This is a genomic window from Synechococcus sp. R55.2 (assembly GCF_047462075.1).
Classification (GTDB): Bacteria; Cyanobacteriota; Cyanobacteriia; order Thermostichales; family Thermostichaceae; genus Thermostichus.
Genome location: NZ_JANSIH010000390.1, coordinates 1 through 10,871 on the forward strand (window position 1 = coordinate 1; position 10,871 = coordinate 10,871).

Annotated in this window: 9 protein-coding genes and 1 pseudogene; 8 read left to right on the forward strand and 2 right to left on the reverse strand. The window is 54.0% G+C overall.

From position 1 onward, the window contains the following. The first annotated feature begins 98 nt into the window (after nucleotides 1-98). The 3 genes from NW838_RS12295 to lpxD all read left to right on the forward strand — a co-directional run bounded on the left by NW838_RS12295 (nucleotide 99) and on the right by lpxD (nucleotide 3,254). Complete coding sequence (locus NW838_RS12295) at nucleotides 99-1,622, forward strand: hypothetical protein (RefSeq protein WP_414428125.1); 1,524 nt, start codon at nucleotides 99-101, stop codon at nucleotides 1,620-1,622. A gap of 66 nt (nucleotides 1,623-1,688) precedes the next feature. Then, nucleotides 1,689-2,207 (forward strand): DUF4330 domain-containing protein, encoded by a 519-nt coding sequence (locus NW838_RS12300; protein ID WP_414342569.1) that lies wholly within the window; start codon nucleotides 1,689-1,691, stop codon nucleotides 2,205-2,207. 15 nt (nucleotides 2,208-2,222) lie between these two features. Next, the gene (gene lpxD, locus NW838_RS12305; protein ID WP_414357815.1) at nucleotides 2,223-3,254 is read left to right on the forward strand and encodes a UDP-3-O-(3-hydroxymyristoyl)glucosamine N-acyltransferase; all 1,032 of its coding nucleotides are present in this window, start codon (nucleotides 2,223-2,225) and stop codon (nucleotides 3,252-3,254) included. A gap of 53 nt (nucleotides 3,255-3,307) precedes the next feature. Here lpxD and NW838_RS12310 read toward each other — a convergent pair whose 3' ends face one another. Continuing rightward, nucleotides 3,308-3,733, reverse strand: coding sequence for a DUF1499 domain-containing protein (locus NW838_RS12310; RefSeq protein ID WP_414342567.1), 426 nt, complete (start codon nucleotides 3,731-3,733; stop codon nucleotides 3,308-3,310). Between the two features lie 192 nt (nucleotides 3,734-3,925). Here NW838_RS12310 and NW838_RS12315 point away from each other — a divergent pair, with 192 nt between their 5' ends. From NW838_RS12315 to NW838_RS12330, 4 genes are read left to right on the forward strand one after another with little or no spacing between them, the layout of a single operon-like run. Further along, nucleotides 3,926-4,612, forward strand: a complete 687-nt coding sequence (locus tag NW838_RS12315; protein WP_414342578.1) for a Uma2 family endonuclease — start codon at nucleotides 3,926-3,928, stop codon at nucleotides 4,610-4,612. Between the two features lie 20 nt (nucleotides 4,613-4,632). Continuing rightward, the gene (locus tag NW838_RS12320) at nucleotides 4,633-5,361 is read left to right on the forward strand and encodes a Uma2 family endonuclease (protein WP_414357807.1); all 729 of its coding nucleotides are present in this window, start codon (nucleotides 4,633-4,635) and stop codon (nucleotides 5,359-5,361) included. Between the two features lie 24 nt (nucleotides 5,362-5,385). Beyond that, nucleotides 5,386-6,705 carry a 2OG-Fe(II) oxygenase gene (locus tag NW838_RS12325; RefSeq protein WP_414357808.1) on the forward strand — a complete coding sequence of 440 codons (1,320 nt, stop codon included), beginning with the start codon at nucleotides 5,386-5,388 and terminating at the stop codon, nucleotides 6,703-6,705. Between the two features lie 17 nt (nucleotides 6,706-6,722). Further along, entirely contained in the window at nucleotides 6,723-7,673 is a 951-nt protein-coding gene (locus tag NW838_RS12330) for a glycosyltransferase family 2 protein (RefSeq protein ID WP_414357810.1), read from the forward strand. Between the two features lie 127 nt (nucleotides 7,674-7,800). On the opposite strand, the gene NW838_RS12335 is transcribed toward NW838_RS12330, so the two are convergent. Next, nucleotides 7,801-8,352 (reverse strand): type IV pilin protein, encoded by a 552-nt coding sequence (locus tag NW838_RS12335; protein ID WP_414357811.1) that lies wholly within the window; start codon nucleotides 8,350-8,352, stop codon nucleotides 7,801-7,803. Nucleotides 8,353-8,555: 203 nt separating this feature from the next. Here NW838_RS12335 and NW838_RS12340 point away from each other — a divergent pair. After that, nucleotides 8,556-10,871: pseudogene (locus tag NW838_RS12340) on the forward strand (FkbM family methyltransferase); the annotation flags it as partial.

A 10,871-nucleotide genomic window follows, 5' to 3' on the forward strand; every position in this document is an offset into this window, starting at 1 on the left:
CATTATTTTCAGTATAGTTGAGCTTATTATTGACTAGAGTCATGCTCCCCAAGTTCTGGCTGCCCATACCTGTCTGTTGTTTGTAACCTATGAGTCAGATGTCTGCCCGGTCGGGATCTTACTGGCGCGCAACCCTGACGCGGTGGTTCCCACAGCCTCTGGATCGCTGGGTGGCCGGGATCACCCTCTGCAACCTGGCCATCGGGGTGATCCTGGTGGTGTTGGGCAACCACACAGCTCCTTACGTGCGGGACTTTAACTGGCAACAGCAACGGGTGGGGGCGCAAGAAGTGCAGATGGTGCTCACCTTCAACCGCCCGATGGATCCCGTCAGTGTTGAAGAGCATTTGGAGATCCAGCCCCCTCTGCCAGGCCGAATGCGCAAGCTGGGTCGCCGCTTTTTTTGGACGCTGACAGAACCAGCCCCTTACGGCCAGACCTACCGGGTGCGCCTGCAGGCAGCCGTGGATGAACGGGGCCAGCCCATGGCCCAGCCCTTTGAGGGGGAATTCCGCACGCCGGATCGGCAGTTGCTGGGGATCAGCACCGAACCTGCCCAGCGAGGGCGAATGTTTCTGTTCAACCTGGAGACGGGATCCACTACCCTGCTGACTCCGGCTGGGCTCAAGGTAACCCAAATGCAGCCCAGTGCCGATGGCCGCTTCGTGTACTATTTCGCCACGGCCACCAACCCACAGCACCAGGATCTGTACCGACTGGATCTGGAGGATCAGTCTTCGCAGTTGCTGCTGGATCATCAGGGTTACCAAAACCTGCGCTTCCAAGTCTCGCCGACGGGGGAACTGGTGGTGGCAGAGCGGATCCCGCTGCAACGGGATCCCATGGCTGCCGTCCAGACGGAGCTGTGGATCCAGAAAACGAGCCGGGATCCCTTTGAACGTCTAGAGCTGGATACGGCGGTGGGGGGAGATTTTTTCATTAGCCCCGATGAGAGCAGCCTGCTCATCTCGCAGGGACAGGGGGTGGGGATCGTACCCTTGCATCCACGGGCGGCAGCGGAGAGCTTTCTAGCCCAGTTCGGCCAAACCTTAGCCATCCGCCCCGATGGGGCTTTCGGGGCTTTGCTGCGCTTCAATCCCGACTACACCCGCAGCCTCTCCATCGTCAGCAATACCGGCAACAGCGAGGAGATTTTGAGAACCCAGGGATCCATCCTGAAAGGGGCTTTTTCCCCTCGGGCGCCCATCTTCTACGCCTTGGTCAGTGAGGTCTCTCACGTTAGCGGTGCGGAGCATGATTCTGTTGGCGAGGTCGCGATGGACTCCCCCAGCTACACCGAGTCGCCCCGCCTGCTGGCGATAACGCTCGGCACTGAAGCAGGCAACGCCATAGAGGTGGTTCGAGCCACCTATCCCGTCGATCTGGACTTCAGCATTTCCCCGGATGGACGCATGCTGGCCTACACGCTCTTGGAACCGTTCCCAGGGATCCCGGATCCCTCGGCTCCCCTTAGCCGTAGCGGGCAAGCCATCATGGCCTCGCAAGTGTGGTTGGTGGATTTGCAGGACGGGCTGCCCATTCCTGATGGACAAAGTGGTTCGCACCGCTGGCGGGAACGCCGCCTACCGCTGGGCAGCAGCGCCCTAGCCTGGATCCCTTAGGGCGAGAAAGCCACTTGGAGAACAAACCTGCCTAGAATTAAGACAGGGTGTGCGAGGAGAGGTGATATGCGGCTCATTGACGAGCAGGGGCGGCTTTTGGGAAAGGTCAGCCTCTTGGATCTGGGAGCTCTGGCAATTGTGGTGGTGGCCATTGTCGCCGTCTTGTTCTTTCCGGGTCGGCAGGCGGGCAGTGTCGTCCAGGTGGGAGGTGGCCCCACGCTGCCGGTGGAAGTGGACATGATTGTGCGCGGGGTCAGCAGCCGCTCTATGGAACCTTTTCAGGCGGGGCAGAAGGCTGACCTGATCATCCGCAACCAGCCCTACGGCCAGGTGGAGGTGGTGCGAGTGGAAAATGTCAGCCGCACGGTGCCAGTGGTTTTCCCCGATGGGCGGGTGCAGAACTTGCCCGATCCCGAAGCCTATCGCCTCGATCTGGTGTTTACCTTGCGAGGGCGCGGCCAGCGGACGGAGAATGGCATCGTCCTGGGCAACAATCGCGTCAAAATCGGTGTTCCCCTAGAGCTAGAGACCTTTGGCTACAACTTGCGCGGCACCGTGATGGACGTGCGGCTGCCGCAATCGTAGAGGATGTCAACCCCAATGCAGCTACAGGAGATTGCCCAAAAGTTGGGATGTGCCTACGAGGGGGATCCCACCCTGGAAATTCACAGCGTGGCCAGCCTGGCGGAGGCTCGCCCAGGGGAGCTGAGCTTTCTCAGCGAGGCCCGCTACCTACCTCTCTTGGAGCAAACCCAGGCCAGCGCCGTCATCGTGGAGGAAGGGCTGGCTTTGCCCTGTTCCATTGCCTGCTTGCGGGGCAGGGATCCCCGTCTGCTCTTTGCCCAGGCCATTGAGCTGTTTTACCAGCCCTACCGCCTACCGGTGGGGATCCATCCTACAGCGGTGGTGGATGCCAGCGTCCAACTGGGGGAAGGGGTGGCCATCGGGCCGCACGCGGTGGTGATGGAAGGGGTGAGGATCGGCGACCACACCCAAATTCATCCCAATGTCACGATTTATCCCCACGTGCGGATTGGATCCCGGTGTCAGCTTTTCGCCAACTGCGTTATTCACGAGCGCACGGAGATTGGGGATGATTGCCTCATCCACAGCGGCGCTGTCATTGGCGACGACGGCTTTGGGCACATTCCCCTGGCGGATGGCTCCTGGCGGCGCATGCTCCAAGCGGGACGGGTGGTGCTAGAGGATAACGTAGATGTGGGCAGCAACACCACCATCGACCGGGCCGCCGTTGGCGAGACCCGTATTGGCCGCGGCACCAAGATCGACAATCTGGTGCAAATTGGCCACGGCGTGCGCACCGGATCCCACTGCCTGATCGTGGCTCAGGTGGGCATTGCCGGCAGTACCCAATTGGGCCACCATGTCATTTTGGCCGGGCAATGTGGCTTGGCCGGGCATCTTCACATCGGCGATGGCGTGCGTGTGGCCGCCCAAACAGGTGTAACCAGCGATATCCCCGCCGGTCAAACGGTGGCAGGCTACCCCCATCAACCCATTTCCGAATGGCGCAAGAGCATGGCAGTCCAACGGCATTTGCCCGAGCTGCAACGTACCTTGCGCAAGCTGGAAGCCCGTGTGGCCAAGCTAGAACAGAGCAGGGAATCATGAGAGACGGCAAAAGATGCGGATCCACATAAGTCTCCCGCCTTGTCCTGTCGGCCCTAGCTCTGCTCCAGCAACGACCGCAAAGTGTTCAGGTACTCGTTGATGTTGCGCCGGTTGCCGCCGAAATCATATTCCCCAACACGGCCTTCGGAAGTAATGTGTAGACGAGTATGGCCAGGATCCCCTTCTATTGGCGACAGCGAAACCGTTAGATCGTCCACGAACTTAAAAAAGTTGGTGCGGGAGATCCCCTTCACTTCCATCGCCTCAGCATCCACAGAGACCAGTTCCCCCCGCTTCCAAACTTGAAAGGCTTGCTCAGCCGCTTTTAACACCTGGTCTGGGCTAGCTGCAATCACAACTTCCTGTTGGGCGCGATTGTAGGGGGATCCACCCAGGGTGGCCGCTTGTAAGGTGGGGATCCCACTCGCCAAGCCGAAAAGCAGCACCGCTATCACCACCAAAAGTTTCCAGAAAGACATGCGGACAAAAGGAGAAGTTTACATCTCTTATCATGCCTTTCAGTTAGTAGAACGCTCCTGTTATCACCCTGTCAGCCTGAAGCAGAGCACCTGCCGGCGGTTCTATCGATGGGTTAGCCTACAGCTAATTCACTTGCCCCGAGTGCAAAAATGCTGGCCCAAGAAAAACTCCAAGAGAAAGCCGAGGAAAAGATTACTCCCCTCACCCGCCAGCAACTGGCGGAGCTCATGCCCTCGGCCCAGGGGCTGCTCAGCGATGAACCCGAAATGGAACACTCCCTGCATGCCCTGCAGCTTTTGATTCTGGTCAGCTGCCTCGCCCGCCTCTGGCAAGACCGCAACGACTACTTCCTCGCCTGGAACCTCACCGTCTACTACAGCCGAGAGCAACTCAAAAATAAAGACTTCCGCGGGCCAGATCTGTTTTTGGTCAAAGGGGTAGAAAACCGCCCCCGCCCTTCTTGGGTGGTGTGGGAAGAAGGTGGCAAATACCCGGACTTGATCATCGAGCTGCTTTCGGAATCGACTGCCAAAGTGGATCGGGGTGAGAAGCGGGAGCTTTACGAAAGGATTTTCAGGACACCGGAGTACTTTTACTATTCTCCGGAGACGCAGGAGTTTATGGGTTTGCGACTGAGGGGGGAGAAGTACGAGGAGATTGAGCCAACGGAGCAGGGCTGGCGCTGGAGCGAGATGCTGGAGCTGTATCTGGGGATCCATAACCAACAACTGCGCTACTTTTTCCCCAATGGGGAGCTGGTGCCTACTCCTGAAGAAGCTGAGAGAATCGAGCGCCAACGTGCTGAGCAAGAGCGACAGCGAGCAGAGCGCCTGGCCCAGAAGCTGCGGGAGCTGGGGGTGGATCCCGATACCTTGTAAGGGAGAGAGGAGAACTGGCAATGACTAACCCGAACCCAATTACTGAGGTGCTGGATCCGGTTTATCTACCCGAGTTGCCCCCCACCCAAGACGAGCTCCCCTACGACGACAGCGAACCTATGGAAAGCTGGCGGCACAGGTGCCAGATGGACTTGCTCATCTCCACTACCCAAACCTGGTTGCAGCAGCGCCCTGATGGCTTTGTCGGTGGCAATATGTTTCTCTACTACAGCTTGGAGCAGACCAGCGGCCGCAATTTCAAAGGGCCGGATTATTTTGTGGTGTTGGGCGTGCCTAAAGGCGAGCGCAAAAGCTGGGTGATTTGGGAGCAGGGCAAAGGGCCGGACGTGGTGATTGAGCTTCTTTCTCCCAGCACTGCCCAGGAGGATAAAACAAGCAAAAAGCAACTTTATGAGCAGATTATCCGGGTGCCGGAGTACTTTTGGTTTGACCCGTTTGATCCAGAAGACTGGGCAGGGTTTCGGCTGAGGGGCGACCGCTATGAGCCAATTCAAGAGGATGCCGAGGGTTGCTTGCCGAGCGAGGTTTTGGGATTGTACCTAGTGAAGTGGGAGGGCAGGTTTCGGGACATCGAGGCCACCTGGATTCGCTGGGCCACTGCTGCTGGGGAACTGGTACCCACCGAGGCCGAACTGGAGCGGCAAAGGGCTGAGCTGGCTGAACGGCGAGCGGAGCGCCTAGCCCAGAAGCTGCGGGAACTGGGGGTGGATCCGGGTACATTAAGCTAGAGCAAACGTCAGGGATCCCTCTCCATGCAGCGCCAAGACCTCGCACAGGATCTTGCCTTAGAACTGGAGCAAACCCAGAGTCTCACCCAGCTATTGGACTGGGCCTTAGCTCGTCTCCCTGCCCAACAGATCTTCTGCCAGATTGGCTGGGAAGAGTCCGCAGCTATTCTGCAGGCAATGCTTCGCTATACTGAAAAGCTGGCGGTGATTCTGCGGGATCCTCTGCAGAACTCATCCGAAAAGCCAATTAGCACGGAAGATATCCAAACTCAAATTTCTCAATTGGGATTAGAAGAACGGGTTCTACTTTTGGAAGGTTCTGTTCCTGCCCTTCTAGCAGATCTATGGCACTGGTTCCCAGAGACCCAGATTGGCGTTTGTTTCTGGACTGAACTCACGGACTACCGTACCTGTCTGCTTCAGTCTTTGCTACTGCGGGATTACTTGGCCGACTCAGCCCTATACTTGGTCAACCATTGCCGCTACGGAGCCATAGCCCAAGCCAACCTAGATTTGATGGGGATAGATCCCAGTTTTCATCTGCAGAAGGTTTTGCCCAATCTAGGCCAAGGGATCCATCTCCTCACTTGGGATCCCCAGCACAAAGGGTTAACCGAGCAGGATCTCGCTCACATCCAAGCAATTGGCCCTGGATCACTGCTGGCAGCTAACCCGGTATTCCTGACTTTTACCCAGCCGGATCCCTCAGAACCCAACCGGTTTTACCCCTGTAAATACATCAAGCTGGATAACTTCCTGCCTCAAGAGCTCAACCAAGCCATTCTCCAACATGCCATTACCCACCAAGACAAGTTTATCCCTTCCAAGAGCTACAGCAAGAGCAACACCGAGGCAGAGTCACTAAAATTTCGCCGCTCCCTGAGGCTGGACTTCGCTTACTTTCAGGAGCATGGATCCCTGCTGCGAGAAAAAATTGCGGCTGTTGCTCCCCAGATTTTTGCTGAGCTAGGCATTGAGAACTTTGACATTCAAATCTTTGAGATGGAGATGATTGCCAGCCATGATGGCTGCTTCTTTACCGCCCACACCGATAACTCCTACCCACAAACTGCCTTCCGCCAGGTGAGCTGCGTATATTACTTCCACAAAGAGCCAAAGCCTTATCGAGGAGGTGAGCTGCGCATCTACGATACCCAAAGGCAAAAACCTCATCCACCAATCCTGCACGGGGCATACGATGAGGTAACCCCTACAAATAACAGCATCGTCTTCTTCTCCAGCAGTTGCCTACATGAGATCCTGCCGGTATTTAGCCCTAGCCAAGCCTTTGCCGATAGCCGCTTCACTATCAATACTTGGCTAGGAGCCAAGCAATTCACCTAAAGGCTTGCAGCTCCACCATGGCCAGAGTTTGCATAATTACCACTGTTCGGGATCCAGGCGTGTGCTTGGAGTCGTTCATTCGCTATCACCTTGCCCTTGGAATTGCCCATATTTATATCTTCTTTGACGATCCAGAGGATCCCGCTATTCAGGTGGCACTTCAGTTTTCCGATGTAACGGCTATTCCCAACGATGAAGCTTTGCAAGTCCAACAAGCATTGGGGAATGTTCTCTATCCAAAATATGGCCCTCATACTGGCTATGAGGTCATGGCTCGCCAGATCCTTAACGTAGAAACTGCTATACAACTTGCCCTGGATCAGGGCATGGACTGGATTCTTCATATTGATGGAGATGAGCTTTTTTATCCTGGCCAGATGATGGCTTTGGATTGGTTTGATCAAGTAAGCGACGATATATTCCAGGTTACGTTCCTAAACCACGAAGCAGCTCCCGAAGCGTTTGAGATCGAAGACTACTTCCGCGAGGTCACTTTATTTAAGAGAAACCCTGCTATTTTGGATCCCGGATTCTATACCCAGTTTCAGAAGATCTCTAGTAAGAGTCAATACTTTTTAGCTTATCAAAATGGAAAGTCAGCAGCTCGGATCCATCCCTCTCTTCTGCCTAACAGCGTACATAGCTTTGATATTCCAGGGGATCATACTCTAGTAACGTCGTCTCCCTCTATTTTGCACTACTTGAACTGCGGATTCCAGAACTACTATAAAAAATACGCCCAACTGGGAAACTTTCCCGACTACTGGTGGCGCTCCAAGTCTAATCCTATTCGGGTTCCCTTTCACTTGGCCTCACGGGACGCTTATTGCTCAGGAGATAGAACTTCCATGGAAGCTCTTTATCAAGAGTTCATACTTTACAGCAGTCCTGAAACCAACCAGAACCTCATCGAAAAGGGTATTCTTACTCGCATCTCCTACCCATCACAGTTACTGTCCTCGCTCTAGTTCACTGGTTTAGCCTAGAGCCCTTGCCTACTCTTGAGGGAGACTGGAGCAACTGAAATAAAAAAGCTCCCCACAGGGAGCCACGGAGTACATAAAGTAGAGATAGAAAAGATAGAAAAGATAGAAACTAGTCAAAGACGTTGCAGCTCTTACCAACAAAGGTAGACAGAGAAGTCACAACTGTCTCCTGTGATCCCAGCCCAATGGTGCACTGAATAGATTGACCAGAAGCGTTAACGTAGCGGCTTGCACCCGAGACAGCAGTGGTGTCCCAGCGCATCCCCTGAGGCGCAGTACTAGTAACATTGCTGGCCGCTGGTGTTTGGTAATTGGGGGCGCTCCAGGGATCATTCATAAACTTATCGCCCCTAGCGCCGCAGGAATCAGCCCCATTAGTGGTAGGACATCCGAACTCAATTCTGGCGTATTTTTCCGGGTACACGCCAACATCTAGGCGATAGACTTCAGAACCACGACCCACTGCCGTGAGAGCTGCTTGAGCTTCAGCAGTGCGGGAGCGGCGCACTTGGTTTAAGAACTGCGGGATTGCCACTGCAGACAGCACACCCACAATTACAATCACCACCAACAGCTCAATCAGGGTGAAGCCCTTGGCTTTGGAGAGAATTTGCTGAGCCAGTTTGGCCCGCAACAGAGACTGACGAGACTTTGCGCTCATGAGTACCAGATCCTTTAGCAAACTAGAGAGTTAACTGTGCAGCTCACCTGCTAGTGCTAACTTACCCCGCTCAAGGGCGACTCATAACAGCCTGCTCCCTGGCGCAATTGCGGATTTTTGCCAGATGAGCCTGACACAGGTCAGTGGTTTAGCTGAGCCGGCCTCAGCATGGCAGATTAAGACTAGCACTCTTCCTTCAACCTATGAACCCTACGCTGCAAGCCCGGATCCTAGAAGCCAAGCAACTGCTTCAGCAGTCTCCCGATACCTTTGCGGAGTGGTTGGTTGCTTTTTACCGAGAGCAAGACGCAAAGGATTGGCAGGAGTTCCTGTGGGGTTTCTTTGATCTCTCCCCATCTTCATTGGCCAATGAGCCAGCCTTCCCCTCTGAGCCAGAGGCAATTACCCTATCGGCGCTGGAGCAGGCCTTGGCTGCTGGCCAGCTGAGCCTTGCTTACCAGCTCTACACGCCTCTGGTGAGAACAGGGATCCTGTCCCAGGAGAAAGTCTTGGATTTGTTACTATCCCTCGCAGGCCGTCTAGAAAATAGCCCCACGCAGGATCCACAGCAGCGTCTTCAGGCTTGTCTAAAGCTGCGGGAGATGGCCTTTGAGCTGGATCCAAGCCGGCGGGACAATGCCCAAGTTTTGCTGATGCGGGCCCTGCAAGCTCAGGATGAGCTGGCAGTTGGCTTTTATGGGCAAGCCCTACTGGAGAGCCTAGGCGGCGAGAAGAGCCTCGATATTACTCAGGAGCCACTCCTTACTGAATTGCTCGCGCGGCTATGGGACGATGGCTACCTGAGCTTGTTTTTTGAGGTGGCCACAACTTTACAAGTCTTTCTTCCGGAGGAACAAAGATCTGGATTTGCTGCTTTGCTGGCCCAGCTAGCCAATGCGGTGGATCCCGAGCAGGCGAAGCGCTATGAAGGTTTGTGGACGATAGAGGACTTAATCGGTGACTTTTTTCAGAGGGCAGCCCGCGCCTTCTTCCAGAACTCTACCAGTGATGGCTATTCCATTTTAGGAGAAGCTCTCATCACGGCGGCCGAGAGCTCACAGGTGCAAGAGAACTTTACTCTTCGTCTATCCCTTCTATCAGAATCGCTGGAAAAGTTGATCCATGCTGCCCAGCCAGAACGGATAAACCTTGTTATTCAAAAAATTATAGACTTGATTTTGTCAAGGGAAACTAACTTAGAGTCCTTAAAAATTGATGACGAAAACCTACTTGAGAGCTTAACAATTTCCAAATCCATTATATTTCGAGTTTGCTTTTGTTGGAGTTATCTAACTGACGATCGCTCTCTGATTCGTCATTACCAACAAATTGGTGGTAGAATCTTTAACGACTGCCTAAGCTTAATGGCTTCTCAGCGAGACTTTCTTTGGTCGGAATATTGGCAGAAGAATCAGCAAGATTACTGCAGATCCGGTAGAGCTGAGCGCAAGTTGCGAGTGGGCTTTTTGGGTAGCTGCTTTCATCGGCACTCGGTTGGCTTTCTCAGTGAGGCTACTCTCAGGAACCTATCTCGCGATCTTCTGGACGTTGTCTACTACTACTACCAGGGGTGGAAAAATGAAGATATAGCCAGTCATGACAATATGTATCAAAAGTTTCGCTCTCACGAAAATCTCCATTTTCGCTTTTTTCCAGGAGAAACCAAGCCGCCTCAAGTAGCTGCTCAAGCGCGTGAGGATCGCATCGATATCATGGTTTTTATGGACTCCCTTACCAGTCACGATGCCAGCATCGTAGCAGCTTTGCGGGCCGCTCCTATCCAAATTGGTTGGCTTGGCGGAGATGCTGTCGGTTTGCCAGAATTTGATTACTTTTTCGCCGATCCCTATATCCTTCCTGAAGATGCACAGGCCGATTACCATGAAAAAATTATCCGCTTGCCTAGCTACTGTGCTGTTGAGTATCTGGACATTACTCCTGCAGATGAGGTGAATTTCAAAAACAAGCTGAGAATAGGCCCGCAAGATATTGTTTTCCTAACTGCGGCCAGTGCTTACAAGCGTACCCCCGAATGTATTGATGCCCATCTGCAAATCCTGAAAGCTGTTCCCAAGGGGATCTTGATCGTCAAAGGCTCGGGGGAAATTGCCACGGTTATCAGGCGCTATCAGGAAAGAGCCAAAGAATTAGATGTTTTGGATCGCGTCCGATTTCTAGCCAAAACCAGTACTGTAGAAGAGCATCGCGGCCAACTGGCTTTGGTGGATCTGGTCTTAGATACCTTTCCCTACACAGGCGCAACCCACACTATGGAAGCCCTCTACATGGGCGTGCCAGTTCTTACCTTAGTAGGTCGCCATTACTACGGCCGAATGAGCTATAGCTTGCTGAAAAATGTAGGCCTTGAAGATTGCATCACTTGGTCGGTGGAAGAGTTTATCCAACGCGGGATCCAACTGGGCAATGATCCGGAGTGGATTAATCGGATCAAAAGGCAAATCAAGGATTCCCGTCGTTGGTCAGTAATTTGGGATCCAAGAGAACATGCTCGCAGCATG

What these genes read in the sequence shown, in the direction of transcription:
- NW838_RS12295 (WP_414428125.1), top strand. Translation starts at nt 99, where the DNA reads ATGTCTGCCCGGTCGGGATCTTACTGGCGCGCAACCCTGACGCGGTGG.
- NW838_RS12300 (WP_414342569.1), top strand. Translation starts at nt 1,689, where the DNA reads ATGCGGCTCATTGACGAGCAGGGGCGGCTTTTGGGAAAGGTCAGCCTC.
- lpxD (WP_414357815.1), top strand. Translation starts at nt 2,223, where the DNA reads ATGCAGCTACAGGAGATTGCCCAAAAGTTGGGATGTGCCTACGAGGGG.
- NW838_RS12310 (WP_414342567.1), bottom strand. Translation starts at nt 3,733, where the DNA reads ATGTCTTTCTGGAAACTTTTGGTGGTGATAGCGGTGCTGCTTTTCGGC.
- NW838_RS12320 (WP_414357807.1), top strand. Translation starts at nt 4,633, where the DNA reads ATGACTAACCCGAACCCAATTACTGAGGTGCTGGATCCGGTTTATCTA.
- NW838_RS12325 (WP_414357808.1), top strand. Translation starts at nt 5,386, where the DNA reads ATGCAGCGCCAAGACCTCGCACAGGATCTTGCCTTAGAACTGGAGCAA.
- NW838_RS12330 (WP_414357810.1), top strand. Translation starts at nt 6,723, where the DNA reads ATGGCCAGAGTTTGCATAATTACCACTGTTCGGGATCCAGGCGTGTGC.
- NW838_RS12335 (WP_414357811.1), bottom strand. Translation starts at nt 8,352, where the DNA reads ATGAGCGCAAAGTCTCGTCAGTCTCTGTTGCGGGCCAAACTGGCTCAG.